Annotated in this window: 23 protein-coding genes and 1 pseudogene; 13 read left to right on the forward strand and 11 right to left on the reverse strand. The window is 70.7% G+C overall.

Going from position 1 to position 21693, the window contains the following annotated elements:
- The first annotated feature begins 30 nt into the window (after window positions 1-30).
- Window positions 31-624 (forward strand): hypothetical protein, encoded by a 594-nt coding sequence (locus OG306_RS23755; protein ID WP_266748088.1) that lies wholly within the window; start codon window positions 31-33, stop codon window positions 622-624.
- Between the two features lie 59 nt (window positions 625-683).
- On the opposite strand, the gene OG306_RS23760 is transcribed toward OG306_RS23755, so the two are convergent.
- Both OG306_RS23760 and OG306_RS23765 read right to left on the reverse strand, forming a co-directional pair.
- Window positions 684-962, reverse strand: coding sequence for a DUF397 domain-containing protein (locus tag OG306_RS23760; RefSeq protein ID WP_266905664.1), 279 nt, complete (start codon window positions 960-962; stop codon window positions 684-686).
- Window position 963: 1 nt separating this feature from the next.
- On the reverse strand, window positions 964-1818 hold the full coding sequence (locus OG306_RS23765) for a helix-turn-helix domain-containing protein (RefSeq protein WP_327258861.1): 855 nt from the start codon (window positions 1816-1818) through the stop codon (window positions 964-966).
- A gap of 198 nt (window positions 1819-2016) precedes the next feature.
- Here OG306_RS23765 and OG306_RS23770 point away from each other — a divergent pair, with 198 nt between their 5' ends.
- From OG306_RS23770 to OG306_RS23780, 3 genes are all read left to right on the forward strand, one after another.
- Window positions 2017-2244, forward strand: coding sequence for a hypothetical protein (locus OG306_RS23770; RefSeq protein ID WP_371665601.1), 228 nt, complete (start codon window positions 2017-2019; stop codon window positions 2242-2244).
- Complete coding sequence (locus tag OG306_RS23775; RefSeq protein WP_327258860.1) at window positions 2244-2690, forward strand: ATP-binding protein; 447 nt, start codon at window positions 2244-2246, stop codon at window positions 2688-2690. Before OG306_RS23770 ends, OG306_RS23775 begins: the two co-directional genes overlap by 1 nt.
- Window positions 2691-2774: 84 nt before the next feature.
- Window positions 2775-3623, forward strand: a complete 849-nt coding sequence (locus OG306_RS23780; protein WP_266905660.1) for a hypothetical protein — start codon at window positions 2775-2777, stop codon at window positions 3621-3623.
- 235 nt (window positions 3624-3858) lie between these two features.
- On the opposite strand, the pseudogene OG306_RS23785 reads toward OG306_RS23780, so the two are convergent.
- The 3 genes and pseudogenes from OG306_RS23785 to OG306_RS23795 form a co-directional block, all read right to left on the reverse strand.
- A pseudogene (locus OG306_RS23785) lies at window positions 3859-4151 on the reverse strand (IS1380 family transposase); the annotation flags it as partial.
- Window positions 4152-4201: 50 nt separating this feature from the next.
- Window positions 4202-4540, reverse strand: coding sequence for a hypothetical protein (locus OG306_RS23790; protein WP_266905658.1), 339 nt, complete (start codon window positions 4538-4540; stop codon window positions 4202-4204).
- Window positions 4537-5154, reverse strand: coding sequence for a DUF6232 family protein (locus tag OG306_RS23795; RefSeq protein ID WP_266358566.1), 618 nt, complete (start codon window positions 5152-5154; stop codon window positions 4537-4539). Before OG306_RS23795 ends, OG306_RS23790 begins: the two co-directional genes overlap by 4 nt.
- Before the next feature lie 745 nt (window positions 5155-5899).
- Between OG306_RS23795 and OG306_RS23800 the strand changes: the two genes are divergently transcribed.
- Both OG306_RS23800 and OG306_RS23805 read left to right on the forward strand, forming a co-directional pair.
- Window positions 5900-6781: an RNA polymerase sigma factor gene (locus tag OG306_RS23800; RefSeq protein ID WP_266752373.1), complete on the forward strand. Its 882-nt coding sequence runs from the start codon at window positions 5900-5902 to the stop codon at window positions 6779-6781.
- Window positions 6781-8043 (forward strand): hypothetical protein, encoded by a 1263-nt coding sequence (locus OG306_RS23805; protein ID WP_266748095.1) that lies wholly within the window; start codon window positions 6781-6783, stop codon window positions 8041-8043. The genes OG306_RS23800 and OG306_RS23805 overlap by 1 nt, the downstream gene beginning before the upstream one ends.
- 257 nt (window positions 8044-8300) lie before the next feature.
- Here OG306_RS23805 and OG306_RS23810 read toward each other — a convergent pair whose 3' ends face one another.
- Window positions 8301-9263: a L,D-transpeptidase family protein gene (locus tag OG306_RS23810; protein WP_266905654.1), complete on the reverse strand. Its 963-nt coding sequence runs from the start codon at window positions 9261-9263 to the stop codon at window positions 8301-8303.
- A gap of 241 nt (window positions 9264-9504) precedes the next feature.
- Between OG306_RS23810 and OG306_RS23815 the strand changes: the two genes are divergently transcribed.
- From OG306_RS23815 to leuE, 3 genes are all read left to right on the forward strand, one after another.
- Window positions 9505-11085, forward strand: a complete 1581-nt coding sequence (locus OG306_RS23815; protein WP_327349423.1) for an acyl-CoA mutase large subunit family protein — start codon at window positions 9505-9507, stop codon at window positions 11083-11085.
- An 89-nt stretch (window positions 11086-11174) separates the two neighbouring features.
- On the forward strand, window positions 11175-11339 hold the full coding sequence (locus tag OG306_RS23820) for a hypothetical protein (protein WP_266748098.1): 165 nt from the start codon (window positions 11175-11177) through the stop codon (window positions 11337-11339).
- Window positions 11340-11440: 101 nt separating this feature from the next.
- Window positions 11441-12106, forward strand: coding sequence for a leucine efflux protein LeuE (gene leuE / locus OG306_RS23825; protein WP_266748099.1), 666 nt, complete (start codon window positions 11441-11443; stop codon window positions 12104-12106).
- Window positions 12107-12293: 187 nt separating this feature from the next.
- On the opposite strand, the gene OG306_RS23830 is transcribed toward leuE, so the two are convergent.
- The 3 genes from OG306_RS23830 to OG306_RS23840 form a co-directional block, all read right to left on the reverse strand.
- Window positions 12294-13367 (reverse strand): acyltransferase family protein, encoded by a 1074-nt coding sequence (locus OG306_RS23830; protein WP_371666268.1) that lies wholly within the window; start codon window positions 13365-13367, stop codon window positions 12294-12296.
- A gap of 286 nt (window positions 13368-13653) precedes the next feature.
- Window positions 13654-15039 (reverse strand): polysialyltransferase family glycosyltransferase, encoded by a 1386-nt coding sequence (locus OG306_RS23835; RefSeq protein ID WP_266748100.1) that lies wholly within the window; start codon window positions 15037-15039, stop codon window positions 13654-13656.
- On the reverse strand, window positions 15039-16016 hold the full coding sequence (locus OG306_RS23840; RefSeq protein WP_266748101.1) for a glycosyltransferase family 2 protein: 978 nt from the start codon (window positions 16014-16016) through the stop codon (window positions 15039-15041). The genes OG306_RS23835 and OG306_RS23840 overlap by 1 nt, the downstream gene beginning before the upstream one ends.
- 208 nt (window positions 16017-16224) lie before the next feature.
- Between OG306_RS23840 and OG306_RS23845 the strand changes: the two genes are divergently transcribed.
- The 4 genes from OG306_RS23845 to OG306_RS23860 all read left to right on the forward strand — a co-directional run bounded on the left by OG306_RS23845 (window position 16225) and on the right by OG306_RS23860 (window position 20973).
- Window positions 16225-17574 carry a DUF6716 putative glycosyltransferase gene (locus OG306_RS23845; protein ID WP_371665602.1) on the forward strand — a complete coding sequence of 450 codons (1350 nt, stop codon included), beginning with the start codon at window positions 16225-16227 and terminating at the stop codon, window positions 17572-17574.
- A gap of 20 nt (window positions 17575-17594) precedes the next feature.
- Window positions 17595-18830 carry an acylneuraminate cytidylyltransferase gene (locus OG306_RS23850; protein WP_266748103.1) on the forward strand — a complete coding sequence of 412 codons (1236 nt, stop codon included), beginning with the start codon at window positions 17595-17597 and terminating at the stop codon, window positions 18828-18830.
- 131 nt (window positions 18831-18961) lie between these two features.
- On the forward strand, window positions 18962-19906 hold the full coding sequence (locus tag OG306_RS23855) for an N-acetylneuraminate synthase family protein (RefSeq protein WP_266748104.1): 945 nt from the start codon (window positions 18962-18964) through the stop codon (window positions 19904-19906).
- A gap of 11 nt (window positions 19907-19917) precedes the next feature.
- Window positions 19918-20973 (forward strand): hypothetical protein, encoded by a 1056-nt coding sequence (locus OG306_RS23860; RefSeq protein WP_266748105.1) that lies wholly within the window; start codon window positions 19918-19920, stop codon window positions 20971-20973.
- A 34-nt stretch (window positions 20974-21007) separates the two neighbouring features.
- On the opposite strand, the gene OG306_RS23865 is transcribed toward OG306_RS23860, so the two are convergent.
- On the reverse strand, window positions 21008-21382 hold the full coding sequence (locus OG306_RS23865; RefSeq protein ID WP_266748106.1) for a type II toxin-antitoxin system VapC family toxin: 375 nt from the start codon (window positions 21380-21382) through the stop codon (window positions 21008-21010).
- Window positions 21382-21624 (reverse strand): type II toxin-antitoxin system Phd/YefM family antitoxin, encoded by a 243-nt coding sequence (locus OG306_RS23870; RefSeq protein WP_266748107.1) that lies wholly within the window; start codon window positions 21622-21624, stop codon window positions 21382-21384. The genes OG306_RS23865 and OG306_RS23870 overlap by 1 nt, the downstream gene beginning before the upstream one ends.
- Window positions 21625-21693 lie beyond the last annotated feature (69 nt).

Raw genomic sequence — 21693 nt, forward strand, 5'->3', positions numbered from 1 at the left:
GCGCGGGGACGCGGCCGACGGGAGACGCCGATGAGCCTGCTGGAACTGATCGCCGCCGCCGACGAACGGGGGCTCGCCGCGAGCGCGGTCGCCTGCCTCGACCGCTGCCTGCCACAGCCCGCCGAGGACTCCGACCCGGATCCGCTGCGCCCGCTCCGGGCCGGCTGCGCGGACGGGTCCGGATGGCCGGACCGCCTCGCGGACGTCCGTGCCGCACTGGAGGAGCTCCTCGAAGCCGCGGACGATACGTCGGCCCTGTCGCGCAAGCTGCTCGATGCCGCGCCCCGCGACTTCTCCGCCGTTCCGTTGCGGGCATGGGCCGACGCCTGTTCGCTTGCCGCGCTGGAGATCCACTGCCGGTTCGATGCCCAGGGCGGCGACGGCGAGGCCGATTCCGAGGACCGCACCGAGCTGCTGAACCGCTGCCGCGCCGAGGGTCCGGAAGGCGCCGGTCCGCTTCTCGCCGGTGAACTGCGCCGCCAGATCCAGATCCTGGAGACCCTCGCGGAGACCACGGGCACGGTGGGCAGCGGTGCCGCCCTGCGCCGGGTGCTCGACCTGTCGACCGAGGGCCGCCGGGTACTGCGCGCGGCGGTGTCGCGCCAGGCCCGCGGCCGGGCGTGACGCGAGACGCTCCGCGCAGGAGTCCGCACACGGAACGGCAGGAGCCCCTCGGGCCGGACTTACGCAGATCGTCGGCCGGGCGTGCCCTTGAGGGATGTGACGAACGACGTCCAGGCGGGGGCCGTGACCGTGAGGACCGGACCGTGGGTGAGCTTGGAGTCGCGGACGGGGACGATGCCCGCGAGGCCGTCCGCGACCTCCACGCAGTCCCCGCCGCTGCCGTTGCTGTAGCTGCTCTTGCGCCAGCGGGCGGCGCCGGGGAAGGCCTCGGCGACCTCCACGCAGTCCCCGCCGTCGCCGTTGCTGTAGCTGCTCTTGCGCCAGACAGCCGTGCTCAAGTCAATCCCGTTGCTTGCCATTTCGGTCATCCTCAGCCGTTTGCTCGATCAGGGCGAGGGACGCCTCCGGCGGCAGTGCGGCGGCCCTGAGCCGATCGTATGCCTTGCGGTACTGCTTCACGAGGGCCGGATCGTCGATGGTGTCACCGCTGTACTGAGCCTCCGTGTAGACCAGGGGCGGGGCGTCCGGGAAGGTCATGATCTTGGCCGTGCCCAGCATGAGGGGATGCGGCCCGCAGTTCCACGGAAGGATCTGGGGAACGATCCGGCGGCGCGTTGCCAGCGCCACGATGCGCTCCAGCTGTTCGGCCGCCCGAGCCGGTGGCAGCATCGGCTGGCGCAGCAGCGACTCGGGCAGGATCGCCCAGTATTCCGGGGTCTTGTGGTCGTCCTCGAACAGACTGGCGCGTGCCATCCGGGCGGTGACCTTCTCCTCCACCTCGTCGTCGGGCGCCAGCGGGTGCGCCGCCCGGACCACCGAACGCGCGTACGCATCCGTCTGCAGCAGGCCGGGAATCAGAGTCGGGCACCACTCCTCGATGGTCTCCGCGTGCTTCTCCGCCTCCAGCACGCGCTCGAAGTAGCTGGCGTGGCCGCGCCTCTTCGCCTTTCGTACGTCCTCGCAGCGGCGCTGGAAGAAACCGTCGGTACCCAGCGTCCGGTCCACGTGCTCGGCCAGTTCGGCCGGCATGCGGCGCTGTCCGCGTTCGATCTCGCTGAGGTGGCTGGGGCCGTAGAAGCTGCCCTCCACCAGCTGTTGGAGGGTCAGTCCGGCCTCCTCCCGTTTCCAGCGCAACTCCTTGCCGTAGAAGGTGGGGACGCTTGCCGACCCGTCGATGTCCTTGCGCTGTCCCATCGTTCACCGCCTTTGGTGTCGTTGCCGCCCGTTTCGCAGCGTGTCCGCCCGAGCCCCGGGGATTCCCGCGCCGATGCCAACACCCGAGGGCATACGCGCAGTTCACGGCCGGGAGCCGGACGCTCTTTCACGGTAGGCCGCGGCGCGTCAGAGTGTGAGCGATTCGTCACAGAGCGCACTGGAAGGTGTGACACCCCCATGAACGACCACCCCCACGACGGCACGGGTGCGGATGCCGATATGCAGGACTGCGTGAACGACCTGCGGGCCGGGCTCGCCGCCCACGGCGTCACGCTGCCCTCCCTCGGAATCGACCTGCCGACCTTCGCCGCCCGCTACCGCACTTTGCCGCTCGTCACGTTGGGCAACTGCAACCTGCCCACCGCACGCGCTCTGGTCGCCGCGCTGCGCAAGGGAGTCGCGTGATGCGACAACCGCTGATCCTGGAGCTTCTCGCCACCCCCGAGGTCGTGCCCGAGGTGCGTAGCGCCCTGCGCGCGTACCTGGACGGCCCCTGTGGCGACCTTGAGTTGTGTGCCACCGAGCTGATCACCAACGTCATCCGCCACCTGGGCGAGGGTGTCCCCGTAACGGTCCGCGCCTCCTGCGAGCAGGGCCGTACGCGCTTGGAGGTCACCGCCCCCGACCCCCGGGCCCTGCCTGTCCTGTGCAGGGCGACCGGTGACGACGAAACCGGCCGCGGCCTCGCCCTGCTCGATGCACTGGCTCTGCGCTGGGGCGTGGAGCAGGGCCCCGGCACCAAGACAGTGTGGTGCGAGCTGCCGGGCGGCGACCGCACGTCCCCTGGTGAGCCCTCCGCGGTCATTCGGGCCGATTTGGAAGGGATGTCCGTGGGCGTGATCGCGAGGTGAATGCTGCTGTACAGTCCGCCCGCCGTGCAGGCTCGGTGGTCGTGACTAAGGAATGGGTACGTGCGAATTCGTTTCAGGTGTGCTGTGTTGCTCCTCCCCCTGTCGCTCTCGCTCGCCGCTTGCGGCACTGAGGACGCGCAGTCGGAGGCGGCCGTGTCGAAGAGCCCGGAGACGAAGGAGTCGCCGAAGCCCTCCGCCGCTCCCGTGCCCGAGTCGCCGGAGGACTTCCTCGACCTCGCCGAGAAGGCGATGGCGGAGGAAAGCGCGTGGACGTTCTCCGTGAAGGGGCAGGAAGGGCTGACGTTGCAGGGCCGGAAGAGCGCTGCGTCCTACCGGGCCGCGGTCCGGCGTGGCATGGCGCCGGAGGCGCTGCACTCGCAGGGCGTCAGCACCAGCAGCAAGGGGGCCAAGGAGAACGAGGAGATCTACGTCGTCGACGGCACGGCGTACCTCAAGCAAGGGGGCGCACCGTGGAAGGACGCGCCCGCTTCCGATGCCGAGATGCGGAACAAGGTCGAGGACCCGGTCGCGGCCATCGAGGAGTTCCGGGCGTACGCGCGGGCCGCCACCGGCGACGAGGTGAAGCTGACCGCGGTGGACGGCACGGTCGAACTCCGCGTCGGCAGCGACAAGCAGAAGCTGACAGCCGTCCGGGACCGTGCGTGGGTGAAGAAGGCGATGCGGGAGTTCGACCCCACTGCCGAGCGGCTCCGCACGGCCGGCATCCCGGTGAGCGACGCGCAGCTCACCTTGTCCGGCCTGGAGGAGGTGTTGGTCCTGGACGCGACGACGTACCGCATCAAGAGCCACCGCTTCGAGTTCGGCTTTCTGATCCCTTACGGCGGACAGGACATCACTTTCGAGCAGGACGTACAGCAGGAGAACCAGGGCACGTTCAACGGGAAGATCGAGCTTCCCGCCGGCGTGCGCTGACCTGGTCCGCAGTTTCGGCAGCCGGAGGCCGGCTCTCCGCGCCGCCCCACTTGGTTTCGGCGACTGTCACTCGCCGATGCGGCGCACCGGCTGGCCCGTGACACGGGCAATCGCCTCGAAGTCAGCATCCTGGTGGAGGACTGCGAACTTGTGATGTCGGGCAGGGACGGCGACGAGTAGGTCAACGGGGCTGGCGCACTGATGCCACCCCCTGTCCGCGAGGCGTTGCCGCAGGGGACGGGGCGCGAATACCGCCGAACAGGGCCGGCATCGCCCCGTGCCGCAGGACGTCCAGGTCGTCGATGCTGTCCACACCCGCGACCATCCCGGCCACGATGTGGTGACCTTGGCACCCGCCGCAGCCCCCGCACCGTTCCTTGCTCCGGTCAGCTTCACCTTCGCAGCCACCAGTCGCGGCAGGCCGCACCGCTTGGCCAGCCGCATCACCGGGACCAGCCCGGCCTGCGCGATCAGATTCGAGTCATCGAACACAGCAGAGACCGCTGCCGGAGTGTGGGTAGCTTGCATCTACGAGGTGCCTTGCTGATTGCGCCTGACCGGACGGATCAGTCAGGAAACTAGCGTCCGAGAAGTTCGAGCGCGGCCCGGACAGAGTCCAGAAGCGGCTGGCCGATCGTCCCGACGGTGGCGGCAATGGCAGCGAGGGCCATCAGCGACCGGCGCCGGGTCGCCGGCTCGGCGGACGGGCCGGCCGCGAGGACGGGCAGCGCGTTGTCGATGGACGCCTGGTCCTCCTCGGGCACCTCGCCGCGCAGCGCCCGCGCCAGCTCGACGACGGCCCGCAGCGTGTCCTCCAGAGTGGGCTGCGGGGCGTGATGGTTGTGGACGATGCCTGTGTGGCCGTCGCCGCCATTGATGACGACCTCGTCTCCGAAGTGGTAGTTCCCGCCCGTCACTTCGACACCCCCGTGTGACCGATACCGCCGTAGATGTTCACCGAGTCGCCGAAATGGTAGTTGCCGTAGTTGGTGATCGCCAGCGATGTCACCGAGGCGTGGAACTCCGCGTCCGGCCGGTCGATCGCCTCGGCGATCGAGTACACGAGCCCGTTCAGGTACTCGAGTTTTCCCGTCACCAGGGCCGTGGACCGGCCGTTCGTCTCGACGGCGAGGACGGGGTGGCTCGCGGCGAAGACCACGCCAACCATCTCGGCGAAGAAGTAGATGAGCATGCCCACGACGACCACCAGGAAGAACTGGAACACGCCTTCGAGGTCGGAGGAGGATCCGTATCCGTACGACCCTCCCGACGAATCGGAGAGCCACATCAGGAGAAAGAGCAGGAGCAGGGTGAACCCGCCTCGCCTCAGGAACCGCGTGAACGCCTCTCCGCGACGCGGCGTCAGCTCGAAGGTGTAGACGCGGACGATATTCTCCAGCGGGTAGGCGGCCCCGTGCACCCAGAGTAGCCGCTTGCTGATGACAAGGCCGTCGCGTGGCGGGACACCCGGCGCGACACGGGGCGACGGCGCGTGCGTCGGCTTTGGTGGTGGCGCTTCGGACGCTCCCATGCTTCCCCCTGAGATGGAACGGCTGTGGCGTGGCACTCATTACGTACCCGAACCACGTACCCCACAAGGAGAGTTCAGGTCTTCCGAGAGGCGAATTCGGCCACCGCGAGAGTGTAGGCGTGGACCAGGGGACGGGGAGCGTCCACGCGCCAGGCGTGGGCGAAGCGTCTACTGCGACGGGCTCCTCGGACGTCCGGCACCGGGGAAGCCGAAGAGCGTCCAGGACAACCAGGACGCGAAGGAGAAGGTGGAGAAGGCCGTGCCTGAGGAGAAGCAGGGCCGGCCGGTGCCGTCGAAAGGGAGCGGGACCGGGACCGGGAGCGGCGGAATGGACAGGGCCGCTGTCGGCTGAATCGCCGACCGGTCCGTCACTGGGGCGGATGGGCGTCGCACCCGACTCTCGAGCTGGTCGACGGGGGAACGGCGCTGGTCGGGATCCCGGACCGGCCGAACAGACGAGGACGACCGGCCGGACAGAGAGAGTTGAGGGGGAACGAGGACGACCGGGGCCGCCACCCCCCACAGGAGAGGCCCCGGTCGTCTTCCGCGGGGCCGTAGGACGACCCCGTACTCCTCTCAGCGCCGTCGCTGCGTTTTCTGTCACACCGCACCGTGCCGGGAGAACGTTGCAGCTTGTACAAGCCATGGACGCGAACCCCGCGAAGGACGTAGCGTGCTGAGTCGCGCAGGGTGGCGCGGCAGTGATGACCAGCTGCGATTCAGGACAGCAGGGCGGGTTGAGGGAGTGCTGGGGGACGACGCGGAGCTCACTGCCGCGGTGCTCGCGGCGCAGGACGGGGACGAAGACGCCTTCCGTACTGTGTACCGCGCGGTGCAGCCGCGGCTGCTGGGCTATATACGGACGTTGGTGGGGGAGCCGGACGCCGAGGACGTGGCGTCCGAGTCGTGGCTGCAGATAGCGCGAGACCTCGGCCGGTTCAGCGGCGACGCCGACCGCTTCCGTGGCTGGGCGGCGCGGATAGCCCGTAACCGTGCCCTGGACCATCTGCGCATGCGCGGCAGGCGCCCCGCGATCGGCGGCGACGAGTCGGAGCTGTCGGACAGGCCCGCCGAATCCGACACCGCCGACGAGGCGATGGAGGCCCTGGCCACCGGCCGCACGATGTCGCTCATCGCCCAACTGCCGCAGGACCAGGCCGAGGCCGTGGTGCTGCGGGTGGTCGTCGGCCTGGACGCGAAGAGCGCGGCGCAGACGCTGGGCAAACGGCCGGGAGCGGTACGCACCGCGGCGCACCGGGGACTGAAGCGGCTGGCGGAGCTGCTGCGCACCGAAAACGCCGGAGGCACCGAAATCGCCGAAATCGCCGGAAGTGCCGGAAGCGCGGACAGCTCAGGCGGTTCGGGTGGTGCGGGCGGTTCGGGCGACGCTGGTGGTGCTCCCGGCGACAGGGGCGGTGCGGACGGCGCGGTCCCCGACGGCGGCGCGGGCGTCGCCGTGGACCGGGCTCCCGCGGGCGATCCGGCGGGTCCGGCCGCCCCTCGCGAGAGCGCGGCAGGTCGGACGGCGGATCTCGGCGCCGTACCCGCTCAGCGCCTCTCCCGCAGCGGTCCGGCGGCGCCGGCCGGTGTGACGCATTCGCGTCTGTCGACGCAGAAGGACATGTGATGGCCGACGAGCACTGCGAATGGCTTGACAAGGACGCGGCGGAGAAATTGCTCCGCGGCGAACCGGTCGACCCCGTTGGCGGCCACTCGTGTACGGAAGCGGAGATGCTCGCGGCAGCACTGGACGCCGCGGCACGGGCCGCCCGCCCGGCCACCGGCGAACTGCCGGGCGAAGCCGCCGCGCTGGCCGCCTTCCGCACCGCCACGCACTCCGCGCGCGCGAGGACACAGGCGGCGAACCCGCAGGCGAAGGAGTACGCCGAACAGCCGGTCCAGCAAGCGGTCCAGCAACCGGTCGAGCAGCCCGTGGGGCCGCCGCCGACCGGCGTACTCGGCCCGGTGCACATCCGGCCCGTCTCCGGCGGGACCGCGCCGGACACCTCGGCTGCGGGCCCTCGCCGTACCCGCCCGCTGCGCTGGAGCCGGCCCATCCGCTTCGGGCTGGCCGCCTCCTTCGCGGGCTGCGCGATCGGCGGAATGGCCGTGGCCGCGGGCACCGGGATGCTCCCCGGACCGTTCGGCGGGCACGCCCCCGCACCGGCCACGTCCGTCTCGGTCGCGGCGACGCCCGACGCGCTCGGCTCGGGGTCCGGCACCGACGCGAGCCCGTCGCCGCCCGTCTCCCCGGAGACCAAACCCTCCGTGCCCCCGCCGAGCTCCTCCGCCCCCATGGACGGCCGGGACAGCGGAGCAACGGGCAAGGGAGACAAGGGCGGGAGCGGCGAGGGCAACCGGAAGTCCGACGGCGCCGGGAGCGGGTCCTCGACCGGCACCGAGAGCGGCCAGACACCCAAGGGCTCCGGAGCCGACGCCTCCGGCGAGTGGTACGCCAAGACGCTCAAGGCCTGCCGCGACTACCGCAACGGCAAGCTGGACGCCGACAGCCGGCGGAAGCTCGAAGCGCTGGCGCAGGGCGCCCGCAATCTGGACCGGTTCTGCGACCGGGTGGCCGCCAGAGCCGCGAAGGGCCAGAACGGCCGGAACGGCCGGAACGGCCAGGGCAGTCAGGGCAGTCAGGGCGGCGACAACAGCAGCGATGACGACCAGGGCGAGGACGGCGATTCGAACGGGGACGGGGCCGGGGCCGAGAGCTCCCGCGCGCTCCCGCGGATCTGGTTCACCTCCACTCCGTCGCCGTCACCTTCTCCGTCGGCCTCGAATCGGGCCTCGAATCCCGTCTCTGATCCGGTCCCGAAATCGGCCTCGGCCGTCCCGTCGGCGGTGGCCCGGGCGGTCGGCGCGGCCACGCGCCAACTCCGCTGAGAGCCGGACGCGCCAGTCCCTTGCACGCCGCCACCGGGTGCGACGTGCGGGTGCGACGTGCGGGGGCGACATCCGGGTGTGACATCCGGGTGTGACATTTTTCGAGGCTCTGTCGCAGTACTGAGTGAGCCGACTGGTCATCGGCAGCGCTCAGAGCCGGGGTTCCCCCCGTACCTGCGGCTCAGCGCAATGGCGCGGGCGGGACACGTTCCCCCGGTCCCGTCCGCGCCCCTTTTTCCTCCGGCCGGGCCCCCGCCCTACCCGTAGACGACGACCTTGTCGCCCGTCCTCACCTGGGCGAAGAGCGCGGCGACCTTTCCCTCGTCCCGGACGTTGACGCAGCCGTGCGAGGCGCCGCTGTAGCCGCGGGCAGCGAAGTCCGCCGAGTAGTGCACCGCCTGGCCGCCGCTGAAGAACATCGCGTACGGCATGGCCGTGTGATAGATCGTCGACACGTGGTGCCGTGACTTCCAGTAGACGGAGAAGGTGCCCTCGCGGGTCGGCGTGTACTGAGAGCCGAAGCGGACGTCCATCGACGAGACGACGCGGCCGTCGATCATCCATGACAGCGTCCGGCTGTTCTTGCTGATGCAGAGCACCCGGCCCGTCATGCAGCGCTTGTCCGGCTTGGCGACGGGCACGGTGGTCGGCGGGTTCAGCTCGGCGGCCGTCGGCTCGTGCGTCATGCCGAGCAGCTTCTGCCAGGTGAGGGTGTCCGTCCTGCCCGTGGTGGAGAGGCCGCGCTTGCCCTGGAAGGACCGGACCGCGGCGGCCGTGAGGGTGCCGTAGTAGCCGGTGGGGGAGCGGTCGAAGTGGCCGATCTGCCGCAGCCGGGCCTGCAGTTCCCGTACCTGCTTGCCCTGGGCGCCGCTCGTCATCAGCGTCGTGCCCTGCGGGTCCGGCTTCGGTGCGGGCGTGGCGGGGGGCTCCGAGGACGGCGACGGCGACGACGCGTCCGGCGAGGGCGACCGGCCGGCGGGCTTGGCGTCGTCGGCCGCCGTGGTCCGGGGCGGTGCCGACGGCTCGCCGTCGACGGGCTGCGCCTTGCAGCCGGCGGTCGCGGCGGCCATGACGAGCACGGCGAGCGCCGCCGTGGCCGCGTGACGCGCCCCGCCCCGCGCCCCGCCCCGTACCTTGCCCGCCGCCCCGCCAGGCTTCCTGCCCGGTGCCCTGCCCCGTGCCCTGCCCCGTGACGCGCTTCCGCTGATGCTGCGTACCATCTCGGCCCCCTGCTTCTCCGGGTTTCTCCGGTGTCCCATTGGACGGATTCCCGCTCTGCCCGGTTGCCAAAGCCCGCGCATGATGGTGGAGAGCGGCGGCGCGGACCGCCGGGAAGGGCTGTGAGCAAGGTCCCAGCCGGTGACTCTCCACCGGTCTCGTGACCGCCGCTACAGTCCGTCACGAGAATCCTCGGTTACCAGTAAGTAGCTTTACGAGCAGCTTCAGCGGGAGGCACAGCAGATGACGCGTGAGTCGGAGTCGGGACTGCCCATCGAGCCGGTGTACGGGCCGGACGCACTCGACGGGTGGCACCCCGACGACAAGCTGGGAGAGCCGGGTGCCTACCCCTTCACGCGCGGCGTCTACCCGACGATGTACACCGGCCGGCCGTGGACGATGCGCCAGTACGCGGGGTTCGGTACGGCCACGGAATCCAACGCCCGCTACAAGCAGCTCATCGCCAACGGCACCATGGGCCTCTCCGTCGCCTTCGACCTCCCCACCCAGATGGGCCACGACTCCGACGCGGCGATCGCGTCCGGCGAGGTCGGCAAGGTCGGGGTCGCGATCGACTCGATCGACGACATGCGGGTCCTGTTCGACGGGATTCCGCTGGACAAGGTCTCCACGTCCATGACGATCAACGCGCCCGCCGCCCTTCTCCTCCTCCTCTACCAGCTGGTCGGCGAGGAGCAGGGTGTCCCGGCCCAGAAGCTCACCGGCACCATCCAGAACGATGTGCTCAAGGAGTACATCGCGCGCGGCACGTACATCTTTCCGCCCAAGCCCTCACTCCGGCTGATCGCCGACATCTTCAAGTACTGCCGGGCCGAGATCCCGAAGTGGAACACCATCTCGATCTCCGGGTACCACATGGCGGAGGCCGGTGCCTCGCCCGCGCAGGAGATCGCGTTCACCCTCGCCGACGGCATCGAGTACGTCCGTACCGCCGTCGCTGCGGGCATGGACGTCGACGACTTCGCCCCCCGTCTCTCCTTCTTCTTCGTCTCCCGCACGACGATCCTCGAAGAGGTCGCCAAGTTCCGTGCCGCGCGCCGGATCTGGGCGCGGGTGATGAAGGAGGAGTTCGGCGCGAAGAACCCCAAGTCGATGATGCTGCGCTTCCACACCCAGACCGCGGGCGTCCAGCTCACCGCCCAGCAGCCCGAGGTGAACCTGGTGCGCGTCGCCGTCCAGGGCCTGGCCGCAGTCCTAGGCGGTACGCAGTCGCTGCACACCAACTCCTTCGACGAGGCGATCGCCCTCCCGACCGACAAGTCCGCCCGCCTCGCGCTCCGTACCCAGCAGGTCCTGGCGTACGAGACGGACGTCACCGCGACGGTCGACCCGTTCGCGGGTTCGTACGTCGTCGAGAAGATGACCGACGAGGTCGAGGCCGCCGCCCTGGAGCTGATGCTCAAGGTCGAGGACATGGGCGGCGCGGTCGACGCGATCGAGCGCGGCTTCCAGAAGAACGAGATCGAGCGCAGCGCCTACCGCATCGCCCTGGAGACCGACAGCGCGGAGCGTGTGGTGGTCGGCGTCAACCGCTTCCAGCTCGACGAGGAGGAGCCGTACGAGCCCCTGCGCGTCGACCCCGCGATCGAGGCCCAGCAGGCGGCCCGCCTGGCGAAGCTTCGCGCCGAACGCGACCAGGGCGCGGTGGACACGGCGCTGGCACAGCTGCGGAAGGCCGCCGAGGGCACGGACAACGTCCTGTACCCGATGAAGGAAGCGCTCAGGGCGCGGGCGACGGTGGGCGAGGTGTGCAACGCGCTGCGCGGGGTGTGGGGGACGTATGAGCCGTCGGACGCGTCCTGAGGGGGTGTCCACCCGCGGGGATGATCCCTCGCTGAATCTCCACGGCCACGGTCAAGCTCATGAACAGTGGTCCCCGAAAGGAGGATGCCGTGGCCGTCATACAGCACGAGGAGCAGGTGCACGTGCAGGAACAGCCGGAGCTGACGCTCGGCGAGGCAGCCGACCAGCTCGCACGCTCGCTGCCTGGGCATCGCGTGGAGATTCTCCAGGGGAGGCTCACTGCGACACCACCGGCGGACGTATCGCCGAGATGAAGCTCTCCGCGGACCGTCTCCTCGACGGCGACGAGGACTGACCTCGGTTCTCACCGAACCCCCCGAACGGAGTGTCGTACCCGCGTGCGACACTCCGTTTCATGCTGGGTGTCACGGACCTTCCGACCTATCTCGCCGGCCTGGTGCTGATCGTTCTGCTGCCGGGGCCGAATTCGCTGTACGTGCTGTCCGTCGCCGCCCGGCGCGGAGTGCGGACCGGCTATGTGGCCGCGGCCGGGGTGTGGACCGGGGACACCGTGCTGATGACGTTGTCCGCGTTGGGGGCCTCGTCCCTGCTGCGGACGACTCCGGTGCTCTTCGCCGTCGTCAAGTTCGCGGGTGCGGGCTATCTGACGTGGCTGGCGATCGGCATGCTGCGGTCCGCGGTGGCCATGTGGCGTGAGCGGCACCGGCGGGTGGCCGAGCTGACCGAGGAGAGCGCCGGGCCCGAGGCCGCCGCCGCGATGGAGCGGCCGTACCGGCGGGCGCTGGTGGTCAGCCTCTTCAACCCGAAGGCGATCCTGTTCCTGATCTCGTTCTTCGTGCAGTTCGTCGACCCCGGCTACGCCTACCCGGCGCTCTCGTTCCTGGTGCTGGGCACCCTGCTGCAGATCGCCAGCTTCCTCTATCTTTCGATGCTGATATTCGGCGGCACCCGGCTGTCCGCCGCGTTCCGCCGCCGCAGGCGGCTGTCGGCGGGGGCCACCTCGGCGGCCGGTCTGCTGTTCCTGGGGTTCGCGGCGAAGCTCTCGTTCAGCAGCGTGTGAGCGCGGTGCGCCGACCGGGGCTATCCGGCACGAGTGGGACCTGCGGACCCAGATCAACGCCATGCACCGGCACTGGGTGCTCCCCTCGGGCGGCGAGGCCCAGGACGAGATCCGCAGGCGTGTCCTGTTCCTGACGGCAGTAGTGACGCGGCGCCCCCGCCGGCACGGCCACTCCGTCGTGTCCCGCTCACGCCCCCATGCGCAATGCCGCGCGCAACCGGGCGCTCTGGGCGGTCATGGCTCGTTTCAGGCGAGGGCCGACCGGCTTCTCCACGTACCGGTGGATCAGCCAGGCGAGGATCAGCAGCGAGCCGACCGCGCCGAGCAGTGTCGGGACCGGGGGCAGGCCCCAGCCGCGGTGCAGGATCCGGATGGCGAACCAGCCGAGATGTTCGTGCACCAGGTAGAACGGGTAGGTCAGGGCGCCGGCGACCGTCAGCCAGCGCCAGTTCGCCCAGCGCAGCCACCCCAGCGCCACCGCGGCGACCGAGAGGAACGCGGCGGCGACGATCAGCTGGATCACGTACGGGGAGCGGTGGAAGTCGCCGTCCATGCCCGGGTGCCAGAGCGCGGTGACGGAGTAGCGCTGGCCGAGGAGGAAGCTCATCACGACGATTCCCCACAGCAGCAGGTCGCTGCCGTACCGGTGGATCAGGTACAGAGCCAGGCCGCCGATGAAGAACGGCGCGTGGTCGCGCATGACCAGTTCGTCCGTCAGCGGGGTCTGGGCGACCCGGGCGAGCACCCCCGCGAACGTCCACAGACAGCAGAAGGTCACCACCCTGCGGTAGGTGACACCACGCCGGACGACGAAGAGCGCGAACAACACGTAGAAGCGCAGCTCCACCCAGAGCGTCCAGCACACGCCCAGCACCCGGTCCGCGCCCATGGGCTGCTGCAGCATCGTCAGGTTGAGCAGCAGTTCGTCCGAGCGCAGTGGCTTCACGACGACCGGCAGGACGCACGCGGCCGCCGTCACGAGGATGATCGCGGCCCAGTACGCCGGGTAGAGGCGGGCGACCCTGGACCGGAAGAAGTCGCCCAGCGAGCGCCCCCAGCTGCTCATGCAGATGACGAAGCCGCTGATGACGAAGAAGAACTGCACCCCGAGACAGCCGTAGACGGCCGCCTGGGAGAGGGTCGGGAACATCTGGCCCGGCGACTGCCCCCAGGACTGAGCGACCGGGCCGTCCTTCCCCGCGAAGTGGTACAGGCAGACCATGAGGGCGGCCAGAATGCGCAGTCCGTCCAGGGCCCGCATCCGGCCTGCGCCCGCGCCGGAGCGCGGATCGCGCAGGACGGGGGGTGCGGACGGGGCGGGTATCACGGCAGCCGCAGCGGACCGGGTTGTCGTGGGCGCTTCGGCCACGGTGATGCTCCTCTCCCGGAACGGACCGGGACGTGTGGAATCTGGAACCGGCCGCCCCGGGCCGCTCGCGCGGCCGGCCGGGCCTGCTGCCGCGCCGGGGACGGCCGGAGGATCCGCCGTCATCGCGGCGGCGGAGCACGGACGGCCCGCCGGCCACCTCGTCGGACGGCAGGGCGGGTCAGCCCGCCGCCGCCCGCTTCAGGGTGCGGGCCTTGCGGGCGATCCGGCGCACCGTCGCGTTGCGCGGGATGAACGCGAGCTGTGCGGGTACGGCTCCGGGCAGCCCCAGAGCGGTCAGCCGACGCCGTTTGAAGTAGCGCCGGAGGTTGTCGCGGTGCCCGGTGAGATACCGCTCGGCCTCAGGGCGCAGTGCGACCTGGATCTGCGGTTGCATGGCGTAGCCGACCGCCCTGACCAGGCCGGTCGGCTCGCCCCGGACCTCTTCGGCGGAGGGCAGCGACCAGCCGGTGACCGCGGACGGGTCCTCCAGGTCGGGCAGGAGTGCGTCGACGATCGTCAGCGGGATGCGGTTGCTGTTCTGGTACGGGGCGAGCCGTTCCAGCAGGGAGCCGGTGCCGACGCGGGCGACCGGGAGCCCGTAGAACGAGGCGGCGGTCAGCAGCGCGGTGGAGAAGCAGCCGACGACCAGGGCGGGGCGCATGGTTTCGAACAGCGTCTCGGCGAGGACGGGGCTGTCGAGAACGGTGAGATCCGCGCCGAGCCGTTCCGCCTCCTGCTCCAGCGACCGCGCCCAGTGGGCGGGTGCGCTGGGGTGCGGCTTGAAGACGACCCGGGTGTGGCCGAGAGCGACGGCGCCGCGCAGCATCCGCGCGTGCAGGTCCTCCTCCTGCTGGGGCGTGAGAATGCCCAGCGTGGAGAGGTACTGACCGAGCAGCAGGGCCGGGGCGGGGCCGCCGTCGGGGCCGGGGACGTCCGCCGATCCGGCGAGCTCGTCCAGCACCTTCAGGAAGACATCGGTCGGTACGATCTCCGGCTCGACGCCGAACTCGGTGAGCAGCAGCGGCCGCAGGCCCGGCACCAGGTCCAGGTGGAGCAGCCGGCGGATGCGGGTGCTGATCAGCTGGTCGAGCTTGCTGCGGGTCGGCCCGTAGCTCATCAGCCCGTCGGCGTAGATGTGCACCGGGCTGTCGCCGAAGATCACCGCGAGGGCCTGGGAGGGGTTGGCCTGGATGGACTCGCAGGCGATCTCGACCGGTTCGTCGCCGAGGTTCCATGCCCGGCGTACAGCCCGCTCCCACAGCGAGGCGTCCTGTTGCCGGGGCGACCAACCCGCCGGGTGGAACGGCCGGATGAAGTCGTTCCAGGAATGCACCGTGTCGAATTCGGACTCCAGTTTCTCGAATCCGGGCCTGCGATGGAGCGGTGTGCCCAGTTCGGGAGAGGGCGAGGTGTCGCTCACGACGAGGATGCGCCGGTGCTCCGAGCGCGGACCGAACTGGCCCGCGCGCAATGCCGCGACGAGTGTGGCGGCGGCGTACTGCGTGCACGCGGAGAAGATCTGGGTGGTGGACCGGCCGACCGGCGCGGTGTACATGCCGGACATCAGGCCGCGACCTCCCGGGAAACGGAACGACGGCGTACTCGGCGCAGCTGGTCCGCACGGCGGTCGCCCAGCGAATTCAGCGTATCGGCGAGAATGTCCTGGGGCATGCGCCGCAGAGAAGCCGCACTCATGGAGCGCAATTTCCGTGCCACTGCTGGTTCGAACCTTTCGATGGATTCCAAGTGGTGCGCCATGACCGCGCAATAGGTGCGCACCGCCTTCGGCAGCAGCCGGTCCGCCTCCGGATCCCGCGCCGTCTCTTCGAGGACCTGGTCGAAGGCCCGGATGAAGTCGAGCTGGCGCACGTCGCCGATCTGGGTGAGCGACGACGCCACCCCGCGCCGGTAGAAGACCCCCGGCAGGCCGACCACCGCGAACGATTCGGCCTCGCGGTGCAGGCGCCATATCCAGGGCCGGTCCTCGGCCGTGCGCAGCCCGTCCCGGAATCGGAGCAGCCCCGACTCCACGAGCCTGCGGTGATACGCACCGGCCCAGGCGTAGGCATAGTCCACGGGCGTAGACCGGTCGGACGGCAGGATTACGTCGCGCGGCCGCATGACGGTGTTGCGCAGACCGTGCGGGACCCGATGGACGGTGCGCGTCCGGTCCGTGAACTGCACATGGTCCGTACGGACGAAGTCGCACCCCAGATCCGTGATGGCGGCCAGCAGCCGCTCGTAGTGGCCGGGAACGACCCAGTCGTCGCCGTCGAGAAAGGTGAGGTACTCGCCGCGCGCCGCATCGATTCCCGTGTTGCGTGCGGTGGCCAGGCCCCCGTTCTTCTCGTGTCCGACCAGGACGGCACCGGGGATCTCGCGCTCGGCGCGCTGGAGGATCTCCAGAGTTCCGTCGGTCGAACAGTCGTCGACGAAGATGAATTCGAAATCATTTCGGGCATTGGCCCGCAGACTTCGCAAGGTATCGGGGGCATATGCCTGCACGTTGTAGAACGGCACGATGACGGAGAGCTTAACCACGCGTCACACGCTAGGCGGAGGTCCGTCATTTGCCTTGGCCCCGGAAGGGACGGCAGGTGAACGAAGAATGTCGAAATGGTGAACCGGTCGATCCCTTGCCCCGTGTGGGGCTTTTGTGTAGGCGATTCGCCAAGCGTCGTCGGGCTGTTAACCAGCTGTTGCCGTCACGTTGGGCCGCGCATCGAAATGCCTTCCTAAGTTCTGGGACGTGCCCCCACGTACAGATAAGACGACCGCCCTCCGGGTAGCCGTACTCGCCGACTCCGACACCCGGTGGAAATGGGGCGCGCTCACCGCGCGCCGCCTCACCACCGGTGCGTCCGGAACGTCGGCGCAGCACGTCGAGATCACCGGACTCCTGCTGCGCGGCCGGGCCACCCCGACCCCGCGCCAGCTCGCCGAGGTCGGCGACGTCGGGGTCGACGCCGAGCGGGTGCGCGAGGCGACGGCCGTCGAATTCCTGCACACGGTGCGTGACGAGGGATACGACGTCGTCGTCCTCGCGCTCGTCGGGGGAGCCGTCCAGGCGATGCTGCACGGCCTCGCCGCGCTGCGCCTGCCGGCCAGGCCCGTCGTCGTCACCGGCTATGTCGGCGTCGTCTACGAGAAGCTCGCCGACGGACTGCTGCTGCGGCACGGTGCGGACGTCGTTCTCGCCAACTCCCGCCACGACGCGGAGCGTTTCCGCGCCGTGTACGAGGGGGTGGGCGCCGACGCCTCGGCCGTCACGGAGGCCGCCCTGCCGTTCCTCGGCGGCGAGCCGCACCGCCCGCAGGAGGGCCGCGACACCGTCGTCTTCGCCGCCCAGCCCTCCGTACCGGCCTCCCGCGCCGACCGTACGTACCTGCTGCGCAGGCTCGTCGAGCACGCCCGGCTGCACCCGGACCGCGAGGTGCTGCTGAAGCTGCGCTCCAAGCCCGGCGAGCACACCACGCACATCGAGGAGCTCCCGTACCAGCGCCTCGCGGAGCGGCTGCCCGGCGGGCTGCCGCCCAACTTCCGCCTGGTGTACGGGCACATGGGCGAGGTCCTGGACCGCACCGACCTGCTGGTCACGGTCTCCTCGACCGCCGCGCTGGAGTCCCTGCACCGGCGCATCCCGACCGCGGTCCTCACCGACCTCGGCGTCCGCGAGGCCCTCGGCAACCACCACTTCACCGGCTCCGGCCTGCTCACCTCCTGGGACCACCTGGACGGCGGCTTCCGCCCGGAGCCCGACCCCGCGTGGCTGGCCGGCCAGGGTGTCGCCGCCGACGGCACCTACGCCACGGCCTACGACCACGCCCGCGCCCGTGTCGACGCCCTGCTCGACGCCGCGCGCCTGCCCGACCTCGCCCCGTACTACACGCCCGCCACCGCTGCCGGCTACCTGCCCGGCATCCTCGCCCGCCACCACCTCGCCCCCGACGGCCACCCGCTGCCGGGTGCCGGCCGGCCGCGCGAGACCGGCGGGGTGCGGGGCGCGGTGCGCGATGCGGTCCGGGAGGCGGCGCGGGGCGCGTACCGGCAGGGCGTCCAGCGGGTCGCCCCGGTGATCCGACGGATGGGCGAGCTGTGAACACCACTTCAGGAGCAGAGATGACCCCGACCCCGACCGTGCTCGCCGTGATCCCCGCCCGCGGCGGATCCAAGGGCGTCCCCGCCAAGAACCTCGCCCAGGTCGGCGGCGTGCCGCTGGTCGCCCGCGCCGTACGCGCCTGCCTGGCCTCCCGCGAGGTCACGGACGTCGTCGTGACCACCGACGACGCGGCCATCGCCGACGCCGCCCGCGCCGCGGGCGACACGCTGGGTGCCCCGGAGCGGGTGCACATCGTCCAGCGCCCCGCGGCCATCGCGGGGGACAGGGCGAGCAGCGAGGACGCGGTGCTGCACGCCCTGGACGCGTACGAGGCGCTGCACGACCGGACGGCCGACGTGGTGCTGCTCGTCCAGTGCACCAGCCCGTTCGTCGTACGGGAGGACATCGACGGCGTCGCCGCGGCGGTCGCCCGCGACGGTGCCGACACGGCGGTCACGGTCGCCCCCTTCCACGGCTTCCTGTGGCGCGACGGCAGCGCGCTGGAAGAGGGCAACTACGGCGTCAACCATGACAAGTCCGTCCGGCAGATGCGCCAGGACCGGCCCGAGGACCTGCTGGAGACCGGCACCGCGTACGCCATGAACGCGGCCGGCTTCCGTACCCACCGCCACCGCTTCTTCGGCCACACCGCCCTGGTGCGCACCGACGCCGCCCGGGTCCTGGAGGTCGACGACCCGCACGACCTGGCCCGCGCCCGCGCCCTCGCCCCGCTCCTGGACCCCTCCCCGCTGCCGACCCTCGACGACGTCGACGCGGTCGTCATCGACTTCGACGGCACGCAGACCGACGACCGGGTCCTCATCGACGCCGACGGACGGGAGATCGTCGCCGTCCACCGCGGCGACGGTCTGGGCATCGCGGCCCTGCGCAAGGCCGGAATGCCGCTACTGATCCTCTCCACGGAACAGAACCCGGTCGTCGCGGCCCGCGCCCACAAGCTCCGCATCCCCGTCCTGCACGGCATCGACCGCAAGGACCTGGCGCTCAAGCAGTGGTGCGACGAACAGTCCATCGCTCCCGAGCGCGTCCTCTACGTGGGCAACGACGTCAACGACCTGCCCTGCTTCGCACTCGCCGGCTGGCCGGTCGCGGTCGCGAGCGCCCACGACTCGGTACGGGCCGCGGCGCGCGCCGTCACGACGACCCCCGGCGGCTTCGGCGCCATCCGCGAGATCGCGGCCTGGCTGCTCGGCCCCACCCTCACGACCACGACTCCCACCCGCTCACCCGAGTGACCCGGGACCCCCAAGCCCCGGGCAACCCTCAAGTCCCCCAAGCCCCAATCGAATCCCCAAGTCCCCCAAGCCCCACTCGAATCCTCAAGTCCCGCACATCCCGCACGTCCCCCGAGTAAGGAACAGCACTCATGAGCACCTCCCGTCTGCGCACCCTCGGCACCCGCACCGCCGGCCCCGGCCACCCCGTCTACGTCACCGGCGAGATCGGCATCAACCACAACGGTGACCTCGACAACGCCCTCGCGCTGATCGACGTGGCGGCCGAAGCCGGCTGCGACGCCGTCAAGTTCCAGAAGCGCACCCCGGAGATCTGCACCCCGCGCGACCAGTGGGACATCGAGCGCGACACCCCCTGGGGCCGGATGACGTACATCGACTACCGTCACCGCGTCGAGTTCGGCGAGGCCGAGTACCGGGCGATCTCCGAGCACTGCGCCGAGCGCGGCATCGACTGGTTCGCTTCCCCGTGGGACACCGAGGCCGTCGCCTTCCTGGAGAAGTTCGACGTCCCCGCGCACAAGGTGGCCTCGGCCTCCCTCACCGACGACGAACTCCTGCGCGCCCTGCGCGCCACCGGCCGCACGGTCATCCTCTCCACCGGCATGTCGACCCCGCGCCAGATCCGCCACGCGGTGGAGGTGCTGGGATCGGACAACATCCTTCTCTGCCACGCCACTTCGACGTACCCGGCCAAGGCCGAGGAGCTGAACCTGCGGGTCATCAACAGCCTCCAGCAGGAGTACCCCAACGTCCCGATCGGCTACAGCGGCCACGAGACCGGCCTCCAGACGACCCTCGCCGCCGTCGCCCTCGGCGCCGCGTTCGTCGAGCGCCACATCACCCTCGACCGCGCCATGTGGGGCTCCGACCAGGCCGCCTCCGTCGAGCCGCAGGGCCTCACCCGCCTCGTCCGTGACATCCGCACCATCGAGGCCTCGCTCGGCGACGGCATCAAGAAGGTGTACGAGTCCGAGCTCGGCCCGATGAAGAAGCTCCGCCGGGTCGCGGGCGTCGTCGCCGAGAACGCCGAGAACGCCGAGGCGGCCCCGGTCGCCGAGCCGGTCGCGGTCTGACGGGCCGACCGGTGAACCTCGCCTTCGTCGAGAGCCCGGTCCAGCTCCTGAACGTCCTGGAGTGGGCCTACACAGAGGGAGGCGACGACCACGTCTTCACCGACATAACGGTCGTCGTCCTCCCCCCGGTCGACCCGATGTCGCGCGGCCAGCTGCGCCGGATGGCGGAGCTGGCCCGCGACGAGGGCGTCAACGTCCGCTGGCAGGAGGCGCGCGGCGGCGCGGGCGCGCCCCTGAAGACCCTGCGCTCACTGACCGGACTTCTGCGCAGGGCGGAGCGCGTCGTCATCGGCGACCCGTTCTCCCGCTATGTCCAACTGCTGCTCACCCTGGTCCGCGCCCGCCGCCTCACCGTGGTCGACGACGGCACGGCCACCATGGAGTTCGTCGCCCAGCTGGCGCGCGGCGAACGGCTGGTGCGCTGGCACCGCAAGGGCAGCTCGGGCCCGCGCGAACTGGTCCTGGCTCCGGTCACGGCCCGCGCCCGCAGCCGCTTCACCCCGTCCGCGACCCGTACGGTCGAGGTCTTCACGGCCATGCCGGTCGAGGCTCCGCCCGGCGTCACCATCACGCCCAACACCTTCGCCTGGACTCGGGCCCGGTTCGGCCCGCCGCTGCTGACCAAGGGCGCGGACCTGGTCGGCACCTCGCTCGTCGAGACGGGTGTGGTCGAGACGGCCCAGTACCTGGAGGCCGTCGCGGGCCTGGCGCGCACCCACCACGCCACCCGCTACTTCGCCCACCGCCGCGAATCCGCCGACAAGCTCCACGCCCTGGAAGCCGCCACCGGCCTGGAGATCGTCCGCCCCGACCTGCCCCTGGAACTCATCGCCCGCCGCGGCCCCATCGGCCGCACGGTCCTGAGCTTCCCCTCCACGGTCGTCCACACCCTGCCCCTGGCCCTGGCCGGCACGGACGTCAAGGTCGCCGTCTGCGACATCGCCCCGGAGTGGCTCCGCGACACGGCATCCCCCCGTGCCCAGAGCTTCCTGGCCGGCGTCACGGAAACGGCCCGTGACGTGCAACGGCTGGCGCCCTGGCGGGCGACGGCGGTGACGGAGGCGTAGGGGGCGAAAGCCCGGCGGGTGTGGCGCAGAGCCGTCAGACGGGCATGACCTGCACGTCGTAGGAGGGAATCCACTTGTCGCGGGTCAGGATGGTCATCCCCTCGGTCTGAGCCTGTGCGATCAGTATCCGGTCGAACGGATCGCTGTGATGTGCGGGCAGTCTGCCCGCCCGCGCGCCATGTCCCGCGGTGATGGGGAGCGCGGTGAACTGGCTGTCCCGTACCCGTTCCGCCAGGTCCTCGGGGCCCTCAAGCTTTCCGAGAGACTGCTTGATCGCGATCTCCCACGGGGTGACCGCGCTGACGAAGACCGAGGGCTCCGTGTCCAGCAGGTGTTTGATTTCGTCGGTGAGCTCGGCGGAGTCGTCGAGCCACCACAGGACGACACGTGTGTCGAGCAGCATTTTCATCAGCGCATCCCGAAGGCGTCGGCCAGCTCGTCCGGCAGGTCGTCGAAGTCCTCCCTGATGTGGATCTGTCCCTGGAGCGAGCCGCGCCCGGTCCGCTTCACCCGGGCACGGAGCGGCACCACCTTGGCCACCGGTTCTCCCGCTTTGGAGATCACCACTTCCTCGCCCGTGGCCACCTGTTCCAGGATGCGCGAGAGGTGGGTCTTGGCTTCATGGACGTTGTACTGACGAGCTGCTTCCACGGCTGCCTCGCAGGGGCGGATCGACGGGTGGACTAACCACTGGACTAAGTCTACCCCGCGATCCGGAGG

It is taken from the genome of Streptomyces sp. NBC_01241, from assembly GCF_041435435.1.
GTDB lineage: Bacteria > Actinomycetota > Actinomycetes > Streptomycetales > Streptomycetaceae > Streptomyces.